This is a genomic window from Stenotrophomonas sp. ISL-67 (assembly GCF_018612915.1).
In the GTDB taxonomy this organism is placed as follows: domain Bacteria; phylum Pseudomonadota; class Gammaproteobacteria; order Xanthomonadales; family Xanthomonadaceae; genus Stenotrophomonas.
This window is the reverse complement of the sequence record NZ_JAGGRL010000001.1, coordinates 490,578-513,808: the sequence shown is the minus strand read 5'-3', so window position 1 is coordinate 513,808 and position 23,231 is coordinate 490,578. Positions and strand designations below refer to the sequence as shown.

26 protein-coding genes are annotated in these 23,231 nt (G+C 66.3%); 17 read left to right on the top strand and 9 right to left on the bottom strand.

Features of this window, described 5'->3' with window-relative positions; genetic code table 11:
• Positions 1-106 precede the first annotated feature (106 nt).
• On the bottom strand, positions 107-637 hold the full coding sequence (locus J7J08_RS02465; RefSeq protein WP_214901177.1) for a hypothetical protein: 531 nt from the start codon (positions 635-637) through the stop codon (positions 107-109).
• Between the two features lie 57 nt (positions 638-694).
• On the opposite strand from J7J08_RS02465, the gene J7J08_RS02460 reads away from it, so the two are divergent.
• The gene (locus J7J08_RS02460; protein ID WP_214901175.1) at positions 695-1,264 is read left to right on the top strand and encodes an N-acetylmuramoyl-L-alanine amidase; all 570 of its coding nucleotides are present in this window, start codon (positions 695-697) and stop codon (positions 1,262-1,264) included.
• 317 nt (positions 1,265-1,581) lie between these two features.
• Here the strand turns inward: J7J08_RS02460 and J7J08_RS02455 are convergent, their stop codons facing one another.
• From J7J08_RS02455 to J7J08_RS02445, 3 genes are all read right to left on the bottom strand, one after another.
• Positions 1,582-2,490, bottom strand: a complete 909-nt coding sequence (locus J7J08_RS02455) for a sulfurtransferase (protein ID WP_214901173.1) — start codon at positions 2,488-2,490, stop codon at positions 1,582-1,584.
• A complete protein-coding gene (locus tag J7J08_RS02450; protein WP_214901171.1) occupies positions 2,487-3,269 on the bottom strand; it encodes a CoA pyrophosphatase in 783 nt (260 codons plus the stop codon). The genes J7J08_RS02455 and J7J08_RS02450 overlap by 4 nt, the downstream gene beginning before the upstream one ends.
• 109 nt (positions 3,270-3,378) lie before the next feature.
• Positions 3,379-4,080, bottom strand: coding sequence for an FKBP-type peptidyl-prolyl cis-trans isomerase N-terminal domain-containing protein (locus tag J7J08_RS02445; RefSeq protein ID WP_214901169.1), 702 nt, complete (start codon positions 4,078-4,080; stop codon positions 3,379-3,381).
• A gap of 250 nt (positions 4,081-4,330) precedes the next feature.
• On the opposite strand from J7J08_RS02445, the gene J7J08_RS02440 reads away from it, so the two are divergent.
• From J7J08_RS02440 to J7J08_RS02430, 3 genes are all read left to right on the top strand, one after another.
• Positions 4,331-4,684 carry a hypothetical protein gene (locus tag J7J08_RS02440; protein WP_214901599.1) on the top strand — a complete coding sequence of 118 codons (354 nt, stop codon included), beginning with the start codon at positions 4,331-4,333 and terminating at the stop codon, positions 4,682-4,684.
• Positions 4,684-5,358, top strand: a complete 675-nt coding sequence (gene nth / locus J7J08_RS02435) for an endonuclease III (protein ID WP_251006349.1) — start codon at positions 4,684-4,686, stop codon at positions 5,356-5,358. The genes J7J08_RS02440 and nth overlap by 1 nt, the downstream gene beginning before the upstream one ends.
• 181 nt (positions 5,359-5,539) lie before the next feature.
• On the top strand, positions 5,540-6,751 hold the full coding sequence (locus J7J08_RS02430; RefSeq protein WP_214901167.1) for an OprO/OprP family phosphate-selective porin: 1,212 nt from the start codon (positions 5,540-5,542) through the stop codon (positions 6,749-6,751).
• A 57-nt stretch (positions 6,752-6,808) separates the two neighbouring features.
• Here the strand turns inward: J7J08_RS02430 and J7J08_RS02425 are convergent, their stop codons facing one another.
• The 4 genes from J7J08_RS02425 to J7J08_RS02410 all read right to left on the bottom strand — a co-directional run bounded on the left by J7J08_RS02425 (position 6,809) and on the right by J7J08_RS02410 (position 9,111).
• A complete protein-coding gene (locus J7J08_RS02425) occupies positions 6,809-7,744 on the bottom strand; it encodes a DMT family transporter (RefSeq protein ID WP_214901165.1) in 936 nt (311 codons plus the stop codon).
• Positions 7,741-8,412, bottom strand: a complete 672-nt coding sequence (locus J7J08_RS02420; RefSeq protein ID WP_214901163.1) for a hypothetical protein — start codon at positions 8,410-8,412, stop codon at positions 7,741-7,743. The genes J7J08_RS02425 and J7J08_RS02420 overlap by 4 nt, the downstream gene beginning before the upstream one ends.
• A 120-nt stretch (positions 8,413-8,532) precedes the next feature.
• Positions 8,533-8,958 (bottom strand): hypothetical protein, encoded by a 426-nt coding sequence (locus J7J08_RS02415; RefSeq protein WP_214901161.1) that lies wholly within the window; start codon positions 8,956-8,958, stop codon positions 8,533-8,535.
• Between the two features lie 54 nt (positions 8,959-9,012).
• Positions 9,013-9,111 (bottom strand): pantocin A family RiPP, encoded by a 99-nt coding sequence (locus tag J7J08_RS02410; protein WP_214901159.1) that lies wholly within the window; start codon positions 9,109-9,111, stop codon positions 9,013-9,015.
• Between the two features lie 329 nt (positions 9,112-9,440).
• On the opposite strand from J7J08_RS02410, the gene pstS (J7J08_RS02405) reads away from it, so the two are divergent.
• The 13 genes from pstS (J7J08_RS02405) to rnt all read left to right on the top strand — a co-directional run bounded on the left by pstS (J7J08_RS02405) (position 9,441) and on the right by rnt (position 20,204).
• Positions 9,441-10,460, top strand: coding sequence for a phosphate ABC transporter substrate-binding protein PstS (gene pstS / locus J7J08_RS02405; RefSeq protein WP_214901157.1), 1,020 nt, complete (start codon positions 9,441-9,443; stop codon positions 10,458-10,460).
• Between the two features lie 382 nt (positions 10,461-10,842).
• A complete protein-coding gene (gene pstS, locus J7J08_RS02400) occupies positions 10,843-11,934 on the top strand; it encodes a phosphate ABC transporter substrate-binding protein PstS (protein WP_214901155.1) in 1,092 nt (363 codons plus the stop codon).
• 118 nt (positions 11,935-12,052) lie between these two features.
• Entirely contained in the window at positions 12,053-13,021 is a 969-nt protein-coding gene (pstC, locus tag J7J08_RS02395) for a phosphate ABC transporter permease subunit PstC (RefSeq protein WP_214901153.1), read from the top strand.
• A complete protein-coding gene (gene pstA, locus J7J08_RS02390) occupies positions 13,021-13,896 on the top strand; it encodes a phosphate ABC transporter permease PstA (protein ID WP_214901151.1) in 876 nt (291 codons plus the stop codon). Before pstC ends, pstA begins: the two co-directional genes overlap by 1 nt.
• A 19-nt stretch (positions 13,897-13,915) precedes the next feature.
• A complete protein-coding gene (gene pstB, locus J7J08_RS02385) occupies positions 13,916-14,746 on the top strand; it encodes a phosphate ABC transporter ATP-binding protein PstB (protein WP_214901595.1) in 831 nt (276 codons plus the stop codon).
• A gap of 95 nt (positions 14,747-14,841) precedes the next feature.
• Positions 14,842-15,546, top strand: a complete 705-nt coding sequence (gene phoU / locus J7J08_RS02380; protein ID WP_214901149.1) for a phosphate signaling complex protein PhoU — start codon at positions 14,842-14,844, stop codon at positions 15,544-15,546.
• A 130-nt stretch (positions 15,547-15,676) separates the two neighbouring features.
• Positions 15,677-16,009, top strand: a complete 333-nt coding sequence (locus tag J7J08_RS02375) for an RcnB family protein (protein WP_214901147.1) — start codon at positions 15,677-15,679, stop codon at positions 16,007-16,009.
• A 223-nt stretch (positions 16,010-16,232) separates the two neighbouring features.
• Entirely contained in the window at positions 16,233-16,742 is a 510-nt protein-coding gene (locus tag J7J08_RS02370; RefSeq protein ID WP_214901145.1) for a sigma-70 family RNA polymerase sigma factor, read from the top strand.
• Between the two features lie 79 nt (positions 16,743-16,821).
• On the top strand, positions 16,822-17,172 hold the full coding sequence (locus tag J7J08_RS13335) for a hypothetical protein (protein WP_251006348.1): 351 nt from the start codon (positions 16,822-16,824) through the stop codon (positions 17,170-17,172).
• Between the two features lie 58 nt (positions 17,173-17,230).
• Positions 17,231-18,043 (top strand): DUF692 domain-containing protein, encoded by an 813-nt coding sequence (locus J7J08_RS02365; RefSeq protein WP_251006389.1) that lies wholly within the window; start codon positions 17,231-17,233, stop codon positions 18,041-18,043.
• On the top strand, positions 18,040-18,795 hold the full coding sequence (locus J7J08_RS02360) for a putative DNA-binding domain-containing protein (RefSeq protein ID WP_214901140.1): 756 nt from the start codon (positions 18,040-18,042) through the stop codon (positions 18,793-18,795). Before J7J08_RS02365 ends, J7J08_RS02360 begins: the two co-directional genes overlap by 4 nt.
• A 77-nt stretch (positions 18,796-18,872) precedes the next feature.
• Positions 18,873-19,532 (top strand): DoxX family protein, encoded by a 660-nt coding sequence (locus tag J7J08_RS02355; RefSeq protein WP_214901138.1) that lies wholly within the window; start codon positions 18,873-18,875, stop codon positions 19,530-19,532.
• A gap of 84 nt (positions 19,533-19,616) precedes the next feature.
• Positions 19,617-20,204, top strand: coding sequence for a ribonuclease T (gene rnt, locus J7J08_RS02350; RefSeq protein WP_214901593.1), 588 nt, complete (start codon positions 19,617-19,619; stop codon positions 20,202-20,204).
• Here the strand turns inward: rnt and J7J08_RS02345 are convergent, their stop codons facing one another.
• Entirely contained in the window at positions 20,205-23,168 is a 2,964-nt protein-coding gene (locus J7J08_RS02345; RefSeq protein ID WP_251006388.1) for a ligand-binding sensor domain-containing diguanylate cyclase, read from the bottom strand. It lies immediately after the preceding gene.
• Between the last annotated feature and the right edge of the window lie 63 nt (positions 23,169-23,231).

Here is a 23,231-nt window from a genome sequence, read left to right as displayed (position 1 = left end):
GCGCCGGACCGGGCATTGTACGTGACCCGACCGGACCCGACCGTCTGTGCTGTAGTGCCGGGCTCTGCCCGGCTGTACGGGGACGGCAGGGGGGCAGGGCCCCGCTCTACGTCAGGGTGGCCAAGAGCGCCTCGAAGGCCTGGGCCGATGCATCCACGTGGTTGTTCAGGCGGTGCCCGTCATCGACCAGCAGCAGCCGCGCAGAGCGGGCCTGCGCCCAGGCGATCATGTCGGCGGCCGGAATCAGCTCATCGCGCCAGGCGTGGACCACGCTGGTTGGTACGCGGGCGGCGTCCAGGGCCGGCATCGGCCCCATGCGGGTCGGCGGCACCATCAGGAACAGACCCCGGGTGGGCACCTGCAGCGAGGCGATTGCTGAAATGTAGGCGCCCAGCGAGGAGCCTGCCAGCACCACCGGGCCCTGGGCGGCGGACGCGCTGGCGCGCTCGACGAGGCGCTGCAGGCGCGCGCGGACATCGCCCACGCTGCTGACCTCACGCAGGGCATCCAGGTCGGTGTAGTCCGGTCGTTCGTGGGTCCAGCCCAGCCGCTGGGCCACGTCGGCCAGCGCGGTCACCTTGGTGGCGTCGGGGCCGCTTTCAAAGCCGTGGGAAAGAATGCAGTGGCCGCGGCTCATGCAGCCACCGCGTGGAAATCGATGTAAGCGCTCATGGCCGAATGCTAGCATCGGCGCATGCCCGACCGCGCCCCGCCCCGCATCGACCTGCAGCCGCTGCCCTATGTCGCGCAGCTGGGCCAGCGCGTGCCCGCCGACGTCGACCTGGTGGTGATCCACTGCACTGAATTACCCGACCTGGCGATGGCGCGCAGCTACGGCGAACGCGTGCTGTACGAAAGCGGCAGCGGCAACAGCGGCCACTACTACATCGACCGCGACGGCAGCATCGTGCAGTACGTGCCGGTCGCCCGCGTGGCCCACCACGTGAGCGGCTACAACCCGCGTTCCATCGGCATCGAGCTGGTCAACACCGGCCGTTACCCGCACTGGCTGGACTCGCGCCACCAGTCGATGGACCAACCCTACCCGGATGCCCAGATTGCCGCCCTGATCGACCTGCTCCAGCACCTGTGCGACACCCTGCCCGGCCTGCGCCACATCGCCGGGCATGAAGCGCTGGATACCCGTGAAGAGACGGCCAGCGACGATCCGGAACGACGGGTACGGCGCAAGCGCGACCCGGGCCCATTGTTCCCGTGGCCGCGCGTGTTGGCCGCAATTCCGTTGACCTCATTGGCCCCTTGATCGACGCCCCGATGTGTCTGCCATGCGGCCGGAGCCGATGGTTGATTGATCCCGAATCCAATGGGCCCGTAACAATTCGTAGCCCCGAAGAGAACGGCAGGAGCCGTTCTCAACATCGCGCAGCGATGGCCCGAAGGGTGCCCGCCAGGACGGCGGGCATAACGTTGGCCGGACACCGCGCGTAGCGCGGCGCAAGGGTCCGAAGGCGAAAAAACGCCGCCACCGATAATCTGTCCGGCGTTTGGACGGTCCGAAGACGCCCGTCAGGCGTCCATAACCCTGAACGAAAAACAGCCGGCCAACGGCCGGCGCTACCGTCATTCCCCTGTCGCCACCGGCCGCGACGAATCGCTGACCCACCCACTCCACGAATCCGGATAGATCCGCGCACCGTGCAGGCCGGCCACCTCCATCGCCAACAGGAGATGGCAGGCAGTCACACCCGAACCGCACATCAACACGACCTGCTGCGGATCATTCGACCCGATCAGCGGACGCAGCGCGGCCTGCAGCTCGGCGGCTGGTCGCAGGCGGCCGTCGGCCACGTTCAACCCAAACGGCCGGTTCACCGCCCCCGGCACATGCCCCGCAACCGGATCCAGCGGCTCAACCTCACCACGGAACCGTTCACCGGCGCGGGCATCCAGCAACCAGCCCGGCGCATGCTTCAACCGTGCGGCAATCTCCTCCACCGACGCCACCTGCGTGGTATCGAAGCGGCCAGGATAGGCTGGCAACGGCACCACCTCGGGCACCTCCCTGGTCAACGGCAACCCGGCCGCCTGCCACGCCGCTACCCCGCCATCAAGCACCGCCACCCGCGTATGCCCGATCAGCCGCAGCAGCCACCACGCGCGCGCCGCCGCCATGCTGCCGTCGCCGGCGTCGTAGACCACCACCTGCGTATCCGGGCCGATGCCCCAACGCCCCACGGTGGCGGCAAATGCATCACTGTCCGGCAACGGGTGGCGACCGTGGCCGACCACGCTCATGTCGGCCAGATCGGAGTTCACGTCCGCCCGCAGCGCGCCCGGCAGATGCCCACCGGCATAGTCCCGGGCGCCCGACTGCGGGTCCGCCAGCGAAAAACGCGCGTCCAGCAGCCGCGGCGCGGCACTGGCGGCGGCACGTGCATCCAGCAGGCGGGCATTCCCCCGCGCCAGCGCGCTGGACAGCGTCGCCACGTCGACAAGGGTGGTCCAGGGTTCCGGGATCGCGATGGTCATTCCAGTTGCTCCAGGCGGCGACGCAGGTTGTAGAGGATGGCGGCGGTGGCACCCCAGATCCGCTGGCCGGGCCAGCCGTATTCCAGCACGTGGCGGATGCGGCCACGGTGGTCGATTTCAACCTGGTGGAGGTTGGCCGGGTCCATCAGGAAATCGAACGGCACCTCGAACACCTCGGCCACTTCGTCCGGCTGCGGCACGGCCACGAAGCCCGGGTCGATCACCGCGACCACCGGCATCACCCGGTACCCGGTGATGGTCACGAAGGGATCCAGGTAACCCAGCGCCTGCACCTGGTCGTACCGCAGCGCGATTTCTTCGTTGCTTTCGCGGATGGCGGCGGCCACTGCATCGCGGTCGTCCGGCTCCTGGCGGCCACCGGGAAACCCGACCTGCCCGCCGTGCTGGCGCAGGGTGTCGGTGCGACGGGTCAACAGCACCTGCGCGCCGCTGGCGCGCGGAATGATGCCGGCCAGCACCGCCGCCTCCACCGGCGGGCCCGGCGGCAGCAGGTCGGCCAGTTCACTGCGGTTCCAGCCATCGCCGCCCGGTGGCGCGTCGAGCGGGTGCAGCGCGCGCAGCAGGCGCTCGTGGCCGGCCAGCGAGCTGCCCAGCGACTGTCTCAGCTGTTCGCGCAGCGGCAATACCTGCCGCATCACATGGTCTTGTTCGTGTCGGGTCATCGTCGACCAGCGGGTGATTTCATCCACGCTGCGCAGGCAGCCGCCGCACAGGCCGGCGCGGTCGAGCGCGCAGGTTCCGACGCAGGGGCTTGGCATGGGATGGGGGACGTTTTCCGGGGCGTGCACCGGTCAACAGTAGCGCGATTGCGCGCAACAAAAAACGCGCCGATGTTGCCATCGACGCGTTTCTTGTTCTCAGCCGTTCTTATTTGACGCTGACCAGCTTGATTTCAAACTGCACGGCGACGTTCGGCGGGAACGGGGTACGCGGGTCGGCACCGTAGGCCTGTTCCGGCGGCAGGGTGACTTCCCACTTCGAACCAGCCGGCATCTGCAGCAGCACTTCGCGCATGGCCTTCATTTCGACTTCGCTGACCTTGATCGACGGAATCTGCTGCGCCGGGCGGGCTTCAGCCGGGCGCTGGCCGAACGGGTACGGGCCGGCCACTTCCAGCTGCACGGTGCTGGCCTGGGTCGGCTTGGCACCCTTGCCGGCTTCGACGATGCGGTACTGCACGCCGCTCGGCAGCGCCTGCACGCCGGCCTTGGCCTTGTTGGCGGTCAGGAACGCAGTGCTCTTGGTCTTGTTTTCGCCAGCGGCCTTTTCATACTCGGCCTTGGCGGCAGCGGCACGACCCTGCTCGCGCTTCTGGAAAGCTTCGACGGCCGGCTTCAGCTGCTCGGCGGTGATCGCCGGCTGCTTCTTGGCGTAGGCATCCTGCAGACCCTTCACCACCGAATTGATGTCCAGCTGTTCGCCGCGACCGGTGAGCTCAGCCAGGTTGTTGCCGTAGTCGTAACCGAAGTAATAGCTCAGCTTGCCCTTTTCGGACGAAGTGTCCTGGGCGAAGGCATTGCCCGTCAGGGCCAGGGCCGCGACGGCGACCGCGATAGAACGCAACTTCATCAAACGTTTCTCCAGGGGTGGTAACTCAGGACGCATTGGGCCGCCCTGAGGCGACGGGTTAGGATAGCCGCCGCAACGTTGAACCGCCACTAACGACGAAGGCTATGACCTGCCTTTGTTTCCAGAGTTCAAAATCACTTTTTTTTAACGTTTTCCAGGAGTTCCCGTGGCCGAAGCGCCCCCGACCGTTACCGACGATGGTGCCACCCCTGCGCCCAAGGTCAACCGTCCCACGGTTCAGGGAGGTGATGTGGGCACGTCGCTGCCCGCGCGGTTGCTGCGGCGGGTCCTGGACGACGACCTGGACGCCGCGCTGGCGGCCGGATTGATGGACTATGCGCCCTCCCCTGGCGACGACGCCCTGCTGCCCGACCACCCGGAGCTGCCCGCCCGCCTGCTGCAGGCCCAGCACCAGCTTCAATGTGCCTGGGCGGCACGCGCGCGCTACCGTGCGCGTACGCAGCGCCTCGCACGGCGCGCGGCCGAACGCGACGCCCGGCGGGCACCGGCGGCGGCCACTCCCGAGATGAAACCGTCCCTGCCGCCTGCGGCCGCCGCGATTCTTGCGCGCGCCAAGGCCAGGGCCGCTGGAAAGCCGTCCTGATGCCGCCCGCTGCAAAGGCCGCACCGCGCAGCGCGCGCATGCCCAAGGCTGACGTCGTTGAGATGTTCACGCGTCTGCGCGAACTCAACCCGCACCCGAAGACCGAACTGGAATACAGCACGCCATTCGAACTGCTGGTGGCGGTCGCGCTGTCGGCACAGGCCACCGACGTAGGCGTCAACAAAGCCACGCGCAAACTGTTCCCGGTGGCCAATACGCCGCAGGCGATCCTGGCGCTGGGCGAAGACGGGCTGAAGAAATACATCGCCACCATCGGCCTGTTCAACGCCAAGGCCAGGAATGTGATTGCGGCATGCCGGTTGCTGATCGACCAGCACGGCGGCGAGGTCCCACGCGACCGCGCCGCGCTCGAGGCCCTTCCCGGGGTCGGTCGCAAGACCGCCAACGTGGTGCTCAACACGGCCTTCGGCGAACCGGTGATGGCCGTGGACACGCACATCTTCCGGGTCGCCAACCGCACCGGGCTGGCCCCCGGCAAGGATGTGCGCGCAGTCGAGGACCTGCTGGTCAAGGTAATTCCGGCCGACTTCCTGCTCGACGCGCATCACTGGCTGATCCTGCACGGCCGCTATGTGTGCAAGGCCCGCAAACCGGACTGTCCGCAGTGCGTGGTCCGCGACCTGTGCCGGTTCAAGCAGAAAACCGCCGCCTGAGCGACGGCGGCCACTGCCATCTGAACGCAATCGGGCAGTCATCTGATTCAGGCAGTTTTGGCCACCCCAGCAGCTGCTTGCCCCGGGACCGGGGACGCTTTGCCCGAAACTGTCATATTTACGCAATCTTCACTTATTAGCCTGCGCAGCATCTTCCCACCTGCCTGCAAGGCTCCTTTCCATGAAACTGCATCGCCAACTCCTCACTGCGGCCGTGGCTGCCGCGCTGTTCGTGCCGGCTGCTCACGCTGAAGTGGCCATCGACGTGATCGGCGGCTCGGAAATCACCTTCGAAGGCCTGGTCCAGGCCGACGGCAACTGGTTCGACAACGATGTGACCGATCTCAACGGTGGCGATGCCGCCAACGGCAAGGACAGCGAATTCGAGCTGCGTCGCGCCGAGCTCGTGCTGAAGGGCAAGGGCCCGGGCAACGTGGAATGGGTGGTCGGCTACGACGCCAAGGCCGACAAGTTCCTGGACACCAACATCAAGTACAAACTCGCCGGCAACGCCAACCACTTCGTGCAGGTTGGCCAGTTCAAGCAGCCCAACAGCCTGGAAGAGCTGTCCAGCACCAAGAACAACGACTTCATCTCCAAGGCCGCGGTCACCAACACCTACGCCGTGGCCCGCCGCCTGGGTGGCGCCTACGGCTTCGGCGACAGCAACTGGTCGGTCACCGCCAGCGCCTTCGGCCGCGAACTGACCCGCAACCTGGCCCACGGCAGCGGCTACGGCGCACGTGGCACCTGGGCGCCGATCAACGACAAGGGCCAGGTCCTGCACTTCGGCCTGAGCTATGTCGACTACGACACCGATGCCGACGCCCTGCGCCTGCGCGCCCGTCCGAACGCCGACCTGGCCACCGCACGCCTGGTCGACAGCGGCAACCTGGTCGACACCGACCGCATCACCACGATCGGTGCCGAAGCGATGTACATCGGCGGCCCGTTCAAGGCCCAGGGCGAGTACTACACCAGCAAGGCCAAGCGCTACTCGCACGACAATTACGAGAGCGATGGCTTCTACGTCAGCGGCCTGTGGAACATCACCGGCGAGACCTGGGGCTACAAGGGCGGCACGCCGACCACCGGCCTGCCGGACGAGCCGGGCCGTGGCATGTGGCAGCTGGGCGCCCGCTATGACTCGATGAACCTGGACGACGGCCATCTGAACACCAATCCGGTGGCCAGCGGTGCGCCGATCGTGGACGGCGTGCTCGGCGGCAAGATGGACATCTGGACCGTGGGCGTGAACTACTACTGGCGCTCCAACACCAAGTTCGCCCTGAACTACGTGATGGTGGACAGCAAGAAGTACAGTTCGGCCAGCCGCACCTTCGTCAACGACGACCCGAACATCCTGGAAGCGCGCCTGCAGTTCTTCTGGTAAGCGACAGATAAAGGTGAATCATGGAAGGGGCGCAGCTTGGGCTGCGCCCCTTTTAGTTCAGCTCGGTGCAACACTTCCGCCACCTCGTTTTGCCCCCGGCGACATAATGCCGCTTCGCAACGCCATCCCTAAAACCACCAGCGCGATTCCGGCGACCTGCGCGCCGCCGAGAACTTCTCCAAACAGGATGACAGCAGACAGGGCGCCGATCACGGGGACCCACAGCGTGACTCGCGATGCCCTTTCCGCCCCAAGTCCCTGTATTGCGTAATACCAGAGCCCAAAGACCACCGGTCCATTCAGCACACCGGCATATAGTATGCCCGCAACTTCTCGGCTTCCCGGCAGGGCTGCGAATGGAACGCCATCCACTGGAGGCAGGGCCAGCAGCGGAATGGATGACAGAAATGCGATCATCACCTGCACGGTGACCATCGTCGACGGCCGGCATCCATGCGCGAATCGCCCGGAAAGCTGGGTCCCCCATGCCCAAAGAAGCGCATTGAACATGATCAATATCCCGCCTGCACCCAGCCCCGCGCCGCCGACGTATAGCACCACGCCACTCAGTGCCGCCGCCGGGGCCAGAATCGCGTTCCGTGTGAGGCGCCGCTCTCGCGTCGCCTCCATTAAAGCCACGAATGCTGGCATTGTGTACATCAGCGTCAGCACGGTAGTCGCAGGGAAGTAGGCGAGCGCCAGAATGTTGATACCGGCCACCAACGTTCCGTTGACCGTCACCGCCCAAAGCATCTGCCGACGAGGTTTGGGGTCCATCTGCCGGACGTCCACCATACTGCGGCGAAGAAATGGCAGCAGCACCACCAGGCCCGCAAGCGTGCTGTAGAAGCGAAATTCCCATGGACCCACCTCTCGAATGGCGTCGCTGGCGAAAGAGAACGTGGTACTCCAGATCAGCACAACGGCAAGAGCCGCCGCCACTGTTTTTCTGTCGACGCGGTTGGGTTGATTGGAGAGGGCCGTAGGGGTCATGACCGATACCGGGCTATCGCGGCGAGTCGCTTGCGACCGGCCGGGGCACTCACCTTCGAAACCAGATGCGGAATGCGCCGGACACTGGTGTCAAAAACCAACAGCTGGTAGGGCGCCGGTACCAGACAAGAAGAGACCGCTCCTTCATGTTCGGGCACAAGCAGGGTTACCCCTCCGAAGTTCGGATCCCAGTCCTTGGTCAGGTTGAGGGCCACGCCAAAGCTCTGGCCAGGATCACAATGGGTTCCAAGGAAGTGTCCTGGCTCAAACCAGCTCAAGTAACACTGCGATACGCCTGAGGGCCTGCGACCGGTAACTGCTCGCAACAAATCCATGACGCATGCAGATCCCAACACCTGCTTCGCTTGCTGAAGCGCTTCCAGATCGCAGTTCTCATGTGTGTCGGGAATCCACCGAAACGAGAACGCGAATCCCCCGCGCTCGCGATCCTGGTCAGCAATCAGGTGATGCCTTTCTGCCTCGTCACGCTCGCCAGGGGGTAGATCATACTCACCCTGATCGTTTTTGATGATGAATGACCAACGACCTTCCTCGATGCAGGAAATGCCTTCGGCAAGCTCCGGGATACCCGGCACGAACAAACGCAGATCGAAGTTGACGTACCCATCGACCTTGAATCGTTCATGGAGATAATCAGGATTGAGCAAACACGACCTCCTCGCGGACCTGATACGTCTGCATCGAAAGGTGGAAGCGGCGTCCTACCAGGTTGCAGCGGTCGTAACCGGTAATGAGCTTCACTAGCTGATCCGCAACCAACCCTGACATCACTGCGAGTGAAGGCGAGCGAGCACCCTCGCCTTCTTCAACCGCTCCTGGTAGACCACGGCACTGTCGACGCGCTGCTCGTCCACCAGTACAAACTGGAGGATTTGTCGGTCGTATCGCTCCAGTTCTTCGGCGGTGAGTACCGATGAGGGGCGTGCGCCCTCTTCGACCAGGGAAAATCCGGCCAATGCCCCCACGAAGGCAACCAGGTCATCACTGGACACCGTATGTCCTCTGGCAGCCAGTTCCTTTCCTATCCGTGGAAGGGTATGGGCGCCGTCCAGCGCTTCGAGCGCCGGTACAACCCAAGAGGGTGGATGCGGAAGAACCTTCGATTTTCCGGGAATTTCGCCAATGCAGACATCGCCGGTATCGGAGATCAGCACATGATGTGAGCGTTTCAGTAATGGCTTGGTATAGGTCACTGAATTTCCTTGTGTATGTGGGAGGGACAGGTCGAGGACCTGTCCCTCTGCCGGTCACGAGAGCTGGATGCTCTCGCCGGACTTGTACATGGCATCTTCTTCGCTGATGGCAGAGATGCGCTCATCCAGATCTACAAAAGTGACTTCCAACATGTTCAGCTCCGTTTGATCTGCGCCAGAAGTGGCGCGAGTCGAACGTCGCCGCTCGTGGCGCGTTCCCTCAAGGACTCGCATCACGGATTTGGGCCGGGGATTCAAACCTGTGAAGTCGAATGCATTTGTGAAGTGACGCCGGTCATGCAAGGACAGTGCACCACGACACGTTCGCCTCCACGCCTCCGTTTTTCGGGGAGGTTTTTGCGTGTCGCCAACGGCGCAGTCACCATTCCGTCATATGACAGACCACGCGCTGTCATCGAACCGTTATGCAATAGGCGCCGGGCGGGAAACCCCGCACCACCATCCATCCCAGGAGCCACCCCGTGATCCACGCCTTCAAGTCGCGCGCCGCTGTTGCCGTCCTCGCCGCGTCCTCCGTGTTCGCCGCCAATGCCGCCGATGTGACCGGCGCGGGCGCCTCGTTCATCTATCCGGTCATGTCCAAGTGGTCGGCCGACTACAGCACCGCGACCGGCAAGCGGGTCAACTACCAGTCGATCGGTTCCGGCGGCGGTATCGCGCAGATCAAGGCCGCGACGGTTGACTTCGGCTCCTCCGATGCCCCGTTGAAGCCGGAAGAGCTGGCTGCGGCCGGCCTGGCCCAGTTCCCGTCGGTGATCGGCGGTGTGGTGCCGGTGATCAACGTCGCCGGCGTCGCCCCGGGCACACTGAAGTTGGATGGCCTGACCCTGGCCAACATCTTCCTGGGCAAGGTCAAGACCTGGAACGACCCGGCCATCGCCGCACTGAACCCGGGCGTGAAGCTGCCCGACGGCAAGATCACCGTCGTGCACCGCTCGGATGGTTCGGGCACCACCTTCAACTTCGTCAACTACCTGTCCAAGGTCAATCCGGAGTGGAAGTCCAAGGTCGGCGAAGGCACCTCGGTGCAGTGGCCGGTCGGCATCGGTGGCAAGGGCAACGAAGGCGTTGCCGCCTACGTGAAGCAGATCAAGGGCGGCATCGGCTACGTCGAACTGTCCTACGCGCTGCAGAACAAGATGTCCTACGCCGCGATGAAGAACGCCTCGGGCAAGATCGTACAGCCGAGCGACGAATCCTTCGCCGCCGCTGCCGCCAGCGCCGACTGGGCCAGCGCCAAGGACTTCTACCTGGTCATGACCAACGCCCCGGGTGCCGATGCGTGGCCGATCACCGCCACCAACTTCATCCTGGTCCGCAAGCAGCCCAAGAACGTCAACAGCGCCAAGGCCACCCAGGAGTTCTTCCGCTGGATCTACAAGAGCGGCGACGCGCAGGCCAAGCAGCTGGACTACGTGCCGCTGCCGGACACGCTGGTCAAGCAGATCGAGACCTACTGGTCGCAGAACCTGAAATATTGAAGGGCGTCACCACCAACGGTGGTGACCTACCGGGTAACACGTCACGACCAGCGGTCGTGACCTACCGGGAAACATGTCACCTCCAACGGGTGACCCTGCGGTAGGTACCCACCGTTGGTGGGTACGCAACAACGAAGCAGCGGCGGCGCCAGGTCCTCTCTCCCCTTGGCGTCGCCACCGGCGCGGATCGAAAGATCCGCGCTTTTTCGTTGCCGACACCCGTCCCCGGGCCTTGACCCGGCCCGCCGCCCCCCCGGCAGCCCTTGCGCCGCAATCCTTCGGTGTGCCCCCGGTCACGGCGTCATCAAGCTGTAACAAAAACATCATTTCATAGCAGCGTCAGCCGGCAAGACCGGCCCCCTATCCCGCTACGGAGTGACGCATGAAACTGCATTCGGCCAGCTTTGCCGCCCTTTCCCTGGCCATCGCGCTGGGCCTGTCCGCCTGCAAGCCGGCCGCCGAAGGCCAGGCCACCGCTCCGGCGGCGGGCGCTCCTGCTGCTGCCCCGGCCGCCGGCGACAGGCTGTCCGCCGAAATTTCCGGCGCCGGCGCCTCCTTCATCTTCCCGCTGGTCTCCAAGTGGTCGGCCGACTACAACGCCGCCACCGGCGCCAAGGTCAACTACCAGTCGATCGGCTCGGGCGGCGGTATCGCGCAGATCAAGGCCGGCACTGTCGACTTCGGTTCCTCGGACAAGCCGCTGTCCAGCGAAGAGCTGGCCCAGGCCGGCCTCGGCCAGTTCCCGTCGGCCATCGGCGGCGTGGTCCCGGTGGTGAACATCGAAGGTCTGGAAGCCGGCACGCTGCGCCTGAGTGGCCCGCTGCTGGCCGATATCTTCCTGGGCAAGATCAAGACCTGGAATGACCCGGCCATCGTCGCCGCCAACCCGGGCGTGAAACTGCCCGACGGCAAGATCACCCTGGTCCATCGTTCGGACGGCTCGGGCACCACCTTCAACTTCTCCAATTACCTGTCCAAGGTCAGCCCGGACTGGAAGAGCAAGGTCGGCGAAGGCACCTCGGTGCAGTGGCCGGACGGCGTGGGTGGCAAGGGCAACGAAGGCGTAGCCTCGTACGTGAAGCAGATCAAGGGTTCGATCGGCTACGTCGAGCTGGCCTACGCGCTGCAGAACGGCATGCCCTACGCCTCGATGCAGAACGCGGCCGGCAACTGGGTGCAGCCGAGCGCCGAAACCTTCGCTGCCGCTGCGGCCAGCGCCGACTGGGCCAGCGCCAAGGACTTCAACCTGGTCATCACCAACGCCCCGGGCGACCAGGCGTGGCCGATCACCGCCACCAACTTCATGCTGATGCACAAGCAGCCCAAGGATGCCCAGCGCAGCAAGGACACCCTGGCGTTCTTCAAGTGGGCCTTCGAGAACGGCCAGGCCCAGGCCAACGAACTGCACTACGTGCCGCTGCCGGCGGAACTGGCCAAGCAGATCGAAGGGTACTGGGCTGCTGAATTCAAATGACATGACCAGGCCCGCGTCCGCGCGGGCCTGACCCGCCGTAGAGCCGGGCCCTGCCCGGCTGCAGCAACGCCGGACCATCCGGCAAACCCCCATCAATCCCCGGGCCCCAGCCTTTCCCATGAATGCCATTGCCCAGCCTGCACCCGCACCGTCCACGCGCGACCTGCGTGATGCCCGCAACGACAAACTGTTCCGGTGGGTGCTGATCGCCACCGTGTTCCTGGTGCTGGTCGCCCTGGCCTGCGCCGCGCTCTCGATGCTGTGGGGCGGCCGCCATGCCCTGCAGGAGCAGGGCCTGAGCTTCTTCTACTCCTCCGACTGGAATCCGGTCGAAAACAAGTTCGGTGCGCTGGCACCGATCTACGGCACCCTGGTCACCGCCCTGATCGCGATGCTGATCGCGGTGCCGGTGAGCTTTGGCATCGCCTTTTTCCTCACCGAAGTGGCCCCGCGCTGGATGCGTGGCCCGGTGGGTACCGCCATCGAACTGCTGGCCGGCATTCCCTCGATCATCTACGGCATGTGGGGCCTGTTCGTGCTGGTGCCGGTGATGACCGAGTACGTCACCCCTGTCCTCAATGAAACCCTGGGCGAATGGCCGATCATCGGCCCGCTGTTCCAGGGCCCGCCACTGGGCATCGGCGTGCTTACCGCGGGCTTCGTGCTGGCGATCATGGTCATTCCGTTCATCTCGTCGGTGATGCGCGAAGTGTTCCTGACCGTGCCGACCCGCCTGAAGGAATCGGCCTACGCGCTGGGTTCCACCAAATGGGAAGTGAGCTGGGACATCGTGCTGCCCTACACCCGCTCGGCGGTGATCGGCGGCATCTTTCTCGGCCTGGGCCGTGCACTGGGTGAAACCATGGCAGTGGCCTTTGTGATCGGCAACAGCGTGCGCCTGTCGCCCTCGCTGCTGGAACCGGGCACCACCATCGCCGCGCTGATCGCCAACGACTTCGGCGAAGCCACTGAAACCTACCGCTCGGCACTGCTGCTGCTCGGCTTTGTACTGTTCATCGTGACCTTCGTGGTGCTGGCGATCGCCCGCCTGATGCTGATGCGCCTGTCCCGCAAGGAGGGCAACTGATGTCCACCGCCGTCGCCAACAACGCGCAGCCGCTGTACCTGCGCCGCCGCATCGTCAACATCGTCGCATTGCTGCTGTCCTGCCTGACCGCACTGTTCGGCCTGTTCTTCCTCGGCTGGATCCTGTTCACCCTGGCCTCCAAAGGCCTGGCCGGGATCAACCTGGACCTGTTCACCAAGATGACGCCGCCGCCCATGCAGGAAGGCGGCCTGGCCAATGCCTTCTTCGGCAGTACGGTGATGTGCGCACTGGCCATCGCCATCGGCACCCCGCTGGGCGTGCTGGCCGGCACCTGGCTGGCCGAGTACGGCAATGCGCGCAGGTTCGGCACCGTGGTGCGCTTCGTCAACGACATCCTGCTGTCGGCACCGTCGATCGTGCTGGGCCTGTTCGTCTACACCCTGTACGTGATGCAGACCGGCGGCCAGTTCTCGGCCTTTGCCGGCGCGCTGTCACTGTCCTTCATCGTGCTGCCGGTAGTGGTACGCACCACCGATGAAATGCTGCGCCTGGTGCCTTCGCAGATGCGCGAAGCAGCGTTGTCGCTGGGCATCCCGCAGTGGAAGGTCACCGTGCAGGTGCTGTACCGCAGCGCCGCCGCCGGCATCGTCACCGGCATCCTGCTCGCCCTGGCCCGCATTTCCGGCGAAACCGCCCCGCTGCTGTTCACCGCCTTCGGCAACCAGTACTGGAACAGCAACGTGTTCCAGCCGATGGCGAGCGTGCCGGTGGTGATGAACCAGTTCGCCGGCAGCCCCTACGAATCCTGGCAGACGCTGGCCTGGGCAGGCGCCCTGGTGCTGACCCTGTTCGTGCTGCTGGTAAGCCTTTCGGCGCGCGGCATCCTGCTGCGCAACCGTATCTCCCATGACTGACCTTTCCGCGGACACCGCCATGAACGACCTCACCAATGCCGTGCCGATGCAGCGCATCGCGGTGCCGGCCTCGCATGAATCGCTGGGCAATCCGGCACCGATCAAGCTGGCCGCCCGTGGGCTGGACTTCTACTACGACAAGTTCCATGCGCTGAAGAACATCAGCCTGGAAGTGCCGGAAAAGCGCGTCACCGCGCTGATCGGCCCCTCCGGTTGCGGCAAGTCCACCCTGCTGCGCATCTTCAACCGCATCTATGCGCTGTACCCGAAACTGGAGGCGCGCGGCGAAGTGCTGCTGGACGGTGAGAACATCCTCTCGCCCAGGTACCCGATGAACCGCCTGCGCAGCAAGGTCGGCATGGTGTTCCAGAAGCCGGTGCCGTTCCCGATGACCATCTTCGAGAACGTCGCCTACGGCATCCGCCACCACGAAAAGCTGTCCAAGGCGGACATGAACGACCGCGTCGAACATGCGCTGCGCCAGGGCGCGCTCTGGGACGAAGTCAAGGACAAGCTCAACCAGAGCGCACTGGGCCTGTCCGGTGGCCAGCAGCAGCGGCTGTGCATCGCCCGCGCCGTGGCGCTGCGCCCGGACGTACTGCTGCTGGACGAGCCGACCTCGGCGCTCGACCCGATCTCCACCAGCCGCATCGAGCAGCTGGTCGAAGAGCTCAAGCACGACTACACCATCGTGATCGTGACCCACAACATGCAGCAGGCGGCACGCGTGTCCGATTACACCGCCTTCATGTACCTGGGCGACCTGATCGAACACGACCGCACCGAAGTGATCTTCTCGCAGCCGAACAAGCAGCAGACCGAGGATTACATTACCGGGCGGTTCGGGTAAGTCTTATCACCGTTTCGCCAGGCATTGCAGCCAGGCAGGACCTGGCTCTACCGCAACCATCCAGCCGGGCAGTGTCCGGTTTTACGGGAACCATCATGAACATTCCGAACGACCACATCGTCAAGAGCTACGACGAAGAACAGCAGCGGCTGGTGGCCGAAATCGTGCGCATGGGCGAAATGTCCGTGGCGCAGCTGGAAGCGGCGCTGGACGTGATCGAACGCCGCGACGACAGCGCCGCCCAGCGCATCATCGCCAACGATGAGGCCATCGACAGCCTGGAACAGCAGATCAGCCATGACGTCATGCGCCTGGCGCTGCGCGGCCCGATGGCGCGCGACCTGCGCGAGATCCTGGCCGGCCTGCGTATTCCGGCCGACATCGAACGCATCGGCGACTACGCGGCCAACGTGGCCAAACGCTCGATCGCGCTGAGCAAGGTGCCGCCGCTGCCGCAGATCCAGGGCCTGCGCTCGCTGGGCCGGTTGGCCGCGCAGCAGGTGCGCCGTGCCATCGAGGCGTACCGGGACAACGACGCTGCCGCCGCACTGGCGCTGCGCGAGGACGATGCCCGCCTGGACGCGCAGTACACCGCGCTGTTCCGCGAGCTGCTCACTTACATGATGGAAGACCCGCGCAACATCACCCCGTGCACGCACCTGCTGTTCATGGCCAAAAACCTGGAGCGCGTGGGCGATCACGCCACCAACATCGCCGAGAACGTGTGGTTCCTGGTGCACGGTGAGCAGGCGCTGCCGCCGCGCGAGAAGCGCGACGAGACCAGCACCGAACAGCTGTAGGCACGCGCCCCCGCGTGTTACACGCCGTTACAGGCCGATACCGCGTATCGGCCTTTTTAATTGCCTATTCAGCCAAAAAAACCCACTCTGGACCTGCGTTCCACCCCCACCGCTCCAGAGGGTTCACACCATGAAACGTCTTCTCGCCGCCACGCTGTCCCTGACCCTGCTTGCCGCGACCGGTTCGGCGTTCGCCGCCCCGCTCCACCATGACGACCGCGACCGCCATGACCAGCGCGATGACCGCAACCAGGGTCCGTCGCGTGGGCACGAACGCCACGACCCGCCGCGTCGGGGTGGCCACCTGGCCAAGGACCACCGTGGCGCCTACGTCAGCGACTACAAGCGCCACGGCCTGCATGCGCCCAAGCGGGGCCAGCAATGGCGCAAGGTCGACGACCGCTATGTGTTGATTGCGGTGGCCAGCGGCCTGATCGCGGACGTGGTGCTCAACGGTCGTTGATCCATTCGCGACAGGCATGACCCTGCGACGCGCCGGGACCTCCCGGCGCGTCTGCGTTTCGGGGCAGTCTTCGCGCCGTCGCCGATTGTCGTGAACGTCCCGTCGTGTCGTGAGCGAACTGTTGGCACTGAATCGCTCCTGTCTCAAACCGTCGTACCGCGCATCCTTCGCGCTCCGGCCGCGCTCTTATCCTGTGCCACGTTGAACAGGATCCACCCACCGCATGTACCACCTCTGCCCGCACGAACTTGCCGCCGCCCATGGCGGCGATCGCGCCGCGCTGGACCGCGTCCTGCGTCATTCGCGCCAGCACCTGCGCCGTTACGCCGAATACCACTGCGTCATCAATGACGTCGAAGATGCGGTGCAGGAAAGCCTGATCACGGTATCGCGGCGGCTGTGCGACCTGCGCCTGGTGGAGTGCTTCACCTCATGGGCGTTCCGCATCGTCAAGCGCGAGTGCAACCGGCTCAAGCGTGCACGCTGCCAGTGGCGGCACGAAGAGCTGCGCGAGGAAATCCTGCCGCCGGCCCAGCGCGACAACCTGGACCTGCGCCGCGACTGCGCCGCTGCGCTGGAATCGCTGCCCGCCCACTACCGCGAAGTGATCCTGCTGCGCGACCTGGAAGGGCTGTCGATCGCCGAACTGGCCGGGCAGCTCTCCACCACCCCCGAAACCATCAAGGCCCGGCTGCACCGTGCCCGCGTCATGGCGCGCGAATACCTGGCCTGATATTCCCCGCGTGCCGACAATCCGGCATGCTCCCCTGGCAACACCCTGCCCCTGCAAGGGCATTACAAGGAGCTTCTGCATGACCCTGTCCACCAAACACGCCTCCCTGCTGGCCTGCGCCGCGCTCGCCGGCGGGCTCGGCCTGGCCGGCACCGCTTCGGCGCTGTCGATGACCGACCTGGCCCAAGGCTACGCACTCGCCGCACAGGCCGCGCCCAAGGCCGATGCCAAGGCCGCCGAAGGTAAATGCGGCGAAGGCAAGTGCGGCGCCGACAAGGCGAAGCCGCACGCGGCCGACAAGAAGGCCGCTGAAGGCAAGTGCGGCGAAGGCAAGTGCGGGGCCGACAAGACCAAGGCCAAGCCTGCGCCTGCCGCCAAGAAGACCGCCGAGGGCAAGTGTGGCGAAGGCAAGTGCGGTGCCGGGCACTGATCCGCGCACCGGCGTGACCCGCGCCACCCCACCGCCGTTGCCTGCAACGGCGGTGGGGCTGGGCCTGCGCCGCGCCCTGCTCGACGATCTGGAGCAGGCGCCGCCCGGCGATATCGATTTCCTCGAGTGCGCGCCGGAAAACTGGATCGGCCTCGGCGGCGTACTCGGCGAGCACCTGCGCGGGCTCAGCGCGCGCTACCCGCTGACCTGCCATGGGCTGTCGCTCTCGCTCGGTGGCAGCGCCCCGTTGGACCTGGCCTTCATCGACCGGGTCGGCCGCTTCCTCGACACCCACCACGTCCGGCTCTACAGCGAACACCTGAGTTACTGCAGCGACGATGGCCATCTGTACGACCTGCTGCCGTTGCCGTTCACCGACGAAGCGGTACGCCACACCGCCGCCCGAATCACCCAGGTGCAGGACCGCCTGGGCCGCCGCATCGCGGTGGAAAACGTGTCCACCTACCTCACCCCGCATGCGGCGATGAGCGAGCTTGCCTTCACCACGGCGGTGCTGCAGGAAGCCGACTGCGACCTGCTGCTGGACGTCAACAACGTCTACGTCAACGCCATCAACCACCGCTACGATCCGGTGGCCTTCATCGATGGCCTGCCTGCCTCACGCGTCGTCTGCCTGCATGTCGCCGGGCACTACGATGAGGCCGACGACCTGAAGATCGACACCCATGGCAGCGCCGTCATCGATCCGGTGTGGGCACTGCTCCGGCATGCCTGCAGGACCTTCGGCCCGCGACCAGCGCTGCTCGAGCGCGACTTCAACATTCCGCCCTATGCCGAACTGCTCGCCGAACTGCAACAGATGCGAAGCATCCTGCGCAGCCCCGGCCGCGTGGACGGAGCGGCCGCATGAGTGGGCAACTGCGCGACCAGCAGTTCGCCCTGACCCGGCACCTGCGCGACCCACTGCACGCACCGGCGCCGGCGGCGCTGGAAGCCCGCCGCGTGCAGATCTACCGCGACCTGCTGTTCAACAACCTGCAGGCGTTGCTCGGCAGCAGTTTTCCCGTTCTGCTGCAGCTGCTGGAGAAAGAGGAGTGGGACGCCGTGTGCAGGCGCTATTTCATCGAGCACCGCTGCGCCTCGCCGTTGTTCACCGAGGTTGCCGCCGAGTTCGTTGAATGGCTGCAGTTGCAGGACGCGCTGCCGCGCCCGTTCCTGGCCGAGCTGGCGCACTACGAATGGGTGGAACTGGCGTTGCAGTCGCGCGACGCGCACCCCCTGCGTGCGTGCGGCACGGACGTGGACCCCTGGCAGTCACGGCTGCAGCGTTCCCCACTGGCCTGGCCGCTGGCCTACCACTGGCCGGTGCAGCAGATCGGCGTTGCGTTCCAACCCACCACCGCGCCGCCCGAACCGACCTTCCTGCTGGCGCGCCGGGTGGCCGATGGCCGCATCGTGTTCTCGCAGCTCAGTCCACTGGCGTGGCAGCTGCTGACCCAGCTGGAGGCAGCGCCGCCGCGCAGTGGCGCCACGCATCTCCGGCAACTGGCCGACGACCACGGCCTGGACCCTGTCGCGCTGGAAGCGCCCGGGCGCGCACTGCTGGCCCAACTACTGGCGTCAGGGGTGATCGGCCCGGCTGCGCGGCCTGCTGGTGGCTGAACGTCGCCAACGCCAAACGCATCGTTCACGGCGCATCGATCCTCTTCAAAGGACCTTTCGCTGTAATGGATCCGCCGATGCGCCTGCCCTTCTTCACCCGTTCCCCCTTCCACGACCGCCTCGATGGCCTGGGCACGTGGCTGGCACCGCTGGGACTTCGCCTGCTGATGGCCTGGGAATACCTGGAATCGGGCCTGGAAAAGTGGCGCGGGGTGAACTGGTTCGAGAACGTGCAGGCGTACTTCCCGCTGCCGCTGCGCTGGCTGCCGGCCGGGTTCAACTGGCAGGCGGCGACCTGGCTCGAGCTGGTCGGTGGCGCCTGCCTGCTGCTCGGCATCGCCACCCGCGCCACCGCGGCGCTGCTGATCGGGCTGACCGTGGTTGCCACCGCAGCGGTGCATTGGCCGGCGCACTGGGACTCCCTTGCCGGGCTGGCGCAGGGCTATGTGATCAGCGATCAGGGCCAGGGCAACTTCAAACTGCCACTGCTGTTCGTGGCCATGCTGCTGCCCCTGCTGCTGCAGGGGGCGGGCCGGCTGAGCGTGGATGCCTGCCTGGCCCGGGCACCGCGTGGGCATGCCGACGCCCTGGCGTGGGGTGGGCTGGCACTGGCCACGGCGTGGCCGTTGGGCTGGCTGCTGCCGGCCCCGGCATTGGCGTTGGCCGTGCTGGGCGCAACGTTGCTCGGCGTGGCGGTCTGGCAGCGGCGCCACGGGACGGTCAGGTCGCTCTGCTAAACTCCATCGATGACTCAAGACCTCCCCCAGACCGCCGGCGCGCCGGTGGCCGCTGAAGACGTGCCCTCTGCCGCCCAGCGCATGATGGCAACCCGCTTCCGTGGCTTCCTGCCGGTGGTGGTGGATGTGGAAACAGGCGGCTTCGACAGCCAGCGCCACGCGCTGCTGGAGATCGCGGCCGTGCCGATCGAAATGGATGACAACGGCCTGCTCTATCCGGGGCAGACCGCCAGCGCCCACGTGGTGCCCGCCGAAGGGCTGGAGATCGACCCGAAGTCGCTGGAGATCACCGGCATCATCCTCGACCACCCGTTCCGGCTGGCCAAGGCGGAAAGGGATGCGCTGGACCACATCTTCGCGCCGGTGCGCGCGGCAGTGAAGAAGTACGGCTGCCAGCGCGCGATCCTGGTCGGCCATAACGCGCACTTCGACCTGGGCTTCATCAATGCCGCAGTGAACCGGGTCGGGCACAAACGCAACCCGTTCCACCCCTTCAGCGTGTTCGACACGGTGACCATGGCCGGTATCGCCTATGGGCAGACCGTGCTGGCGCGTGCGGCGACGGCCGCAGGGCTGGGATGGGATGCCGATGAAGCGCACAGCGCGGTGTATGACACCGAGCAGACGGCCAAGCTGTTCTGCAAGATCGCCAACGCCTGGCCACGCCCCTGATCAACCAATCGCGGTGCGGTCGCGGCCTTCGCTCTTGGCGCGGTACAGGGCGCGGTCGGCGCGCTGGTAGAGCAGCATCGGGGTACGGTCGGCCGGATCCAGTTCGACCAGGCCGGCGCTGAAGGTGACCTGCAGGCCGGGCACGCCGGCCCAGTCCGGATGGTCGTGGAACAGCCCGCGCAGGCGCGCGCAGACCTGCGCCGCTTCGGCCAGGCGGGTGTCGTTGAGCAGCAGCGTGAACTCCTCGCCGCCGGTCCGTGCGGGCATGTCCGAATCGCGGCAGGCCAACGCGATCACCCGCGCCACCTGGGTCAGCACGATGTCGCCCACGCTGTGGCTGTGCCGGTCGTTGACTTCCTTGAAGTGGTCGATGTCCAGCACCACCAGGCACAGTGGGTGGCCGCTGCGCTGCGAGCGGGCGAAGTCACGCGCCAGCGCTTCGTCGAACGCGCGGCGGTTGGGCAGCCCGGTCAGCGCGTCCTCGCGCGCCTGCCGCTCGAACTGCTCGGCCTGCACCGCCAACCGTTCGGCCAGCCGGGTCTTTTCTTCGTTCAACGCCTGCAGGCTGGCGGTCTGCGCCTTGAGGTCGCGGGTGGCGGCATCGACCTTGCGCGCCAGGCGCACGTTGCTGGCCTTGTAGCGCTTGATCAGGTAGCGGTACAACGCCACCAGCCCGGCCAGCAGCAGCAGGCCGCACATGAACTGCGCGCTGCGCCGCTGCCACAGGAACGGCTCGACGGTGAACGACCACACCGCTTCGCTGTCGCCCCAGGCGCCCCCCGGGTGCGCGGCGGACACGTGCAGGGTGTAGTTGCCGGGGGGCAACCCGACGAACTCCACGTTGCGCTGCTGGCCGCGCTCGATCCAGGCGCTGTCCAGCCCGTCCAGGCGGGTGCGGTAGCGGATCCGCTCGGACATCAGGTAACTCAGGCCCACGTAGCTGATGCTGAGCCGGCGCCCGCCGGTCAGCGTGTTGTGGTTGGCGCCCTGCCAGTGCAGCGGCACGCCATCCACCAGCACGGTTTCGATCGCTGCGGGTGGGGCCAGGCGTTCGCGGAAGCGCTGCAGCCGCAGGGGGTCGACCGTGCTCAGGCCACCGGCCGTCACCACCCAGAACGTGCCGTCCTGGCGCAGGATCGCCGACGGACCGGAACTGCCGTTGGCCTGCGAATTGGCCATGCCGTCGATTTCGTTGTAATGCTCGACCTCGATCCGCCGCGTGCGTCCGTCGGCCACGTCGTTGAGCATGTCCATGTCGGTGCGCAGCACGCCGCGGTTGCTGCTGATCCAGACATTGCCGATGCGGTCAGGGACCAGCTGGAACACCGTATCGACCGGCATGCCCTGCTCCAGCCCCACCCGTGACAGCGTGCCGTCCTGGTAGCGGTACAGCCCGCGGTCGCTGCTGATCCACATCGCATCGCCGATCTGCTGGAACCCGAACACGCTGCGGCCACCGCCCAACGATGCCAGGTCGATGCGCTGCACGTGGTCGCCGCGCAGCACCCGGATGCCTTCGATGGTGCCCACCCACAGATCGCCTTCGGCGTCGTGGGCCAAGGCGGTGACCAGGCCGGTCGGCATGCCCGGCACGGTGGGCACGGTCACCCCGTCGGCATCCAGCCGGGCCACGCCCTTCTGGGTGCCGGCCCACACCGCGCCAGCGCGGTCGACGCTCATCGCGCGGATGTTTCCGCCGGGCAGGCCGTCCTCGGTGCCGTAGCTGCGCAGCATGCGGCCCTGCCCGTCCAGGTGCAGGATGCCATCGCCAAAGGTGCCCACCCACAGCCCACCCGCATGGTCCTGGGCCAGGCTCAGCACCGAGGGCGTCTTGCCGCCGCGGTTGCGCAGCGGCACCGGGTGGAACACGCCCTGCGCGTCGCGCCGGTCCAGGCCGCGGGCGCTGCCGACCCACAGTTGGCGCTCGCGGTCTTCCAGCACGGTGCGCACGTAATCGCCGCTGAGCCCGTCACGCTCGGTGAAACTGCTGAACAGCGTTTCGCGCAGACGGTACAGGCCGCCGTTTGCCCCTACCCAGATGCTGCCTTCGGCGTCCTCGCGCAGGCTGACGACCCGCCCGCCCGGCAACGACAGCCCGGCCGGCAGGCGCTCCAGCCCGTGCCGCGACAGCCGCAGCAGGCCCTGGTTCTCGGTGCCCAGCCACAGGTCGCCGTGGCGGTCCTGCAGCATCGAGGTGATGTGCATGCCCGGCGTCAGCCGGTGCTGCAGCTGCGGCACGCCATCCTGCATGCGGTAGATGCGCTCGCCGGCGACGATCCACAGCACGCCGTCGGGCGCGCGGTACGGCCATACCAGCCCGCGACCGAGCCCGTAGCTCTCCGGCGCGCGGCGCAGCACGCCATCGGTGCCACGCACCACCAGGCCATCGAGCGTGCCGACCCAGACCCGGTCCTGCGCATCCACCACCAGCTTGGTGAAGCTCATCGCCATCGGCACGTCAGCCGGTGGTTTGTGATAGTCGAAATGCCCCTCGCGGGTCACGCTGCCGATCCCGTTGCCTTCGTACAGCAGCCAGAGCCGGCCATGGCTGTCCATCTGCATGGCCTGGATCAGCACCTGCGGCGCAGGGGGCTGGTGTACGAACACCCGCCAGCGGCCATCGGCGCTGCGCCGGGTCACGTTGCCGCGCGAATCGCTGATCCACAGCCCGCCATCGCGGTCGACGAACAGCGCGCCCACGCCGTTGTCGCGCAGGCCCGGATCGGTGCTGCGATCGAACACGGTGAAGTCCAGGCCGTTGTAGCGCACCAGCCCTTCCCAGGTGGCGAACCACAGGTGGCCCTCCGGCGTCTGCGCGATGTCGCGCAGCGAGTTGTGCGGCAGGCCGTTGCGCGAGGTCCACACGTCGATGGCGTAGTCGCGCAGCGGCGGCGGGCCCTCCTGGGCGGCTGCCGTCGCCGGCAGCCCGGACAACAGGCACAGCCAGACCAGCGCCAGGCACAGGCGCTGAAAGGTCACTGCTGCTTGTACCGGCCGCCACCGGTTCCAGCCTCCCCCCTGCCTCAT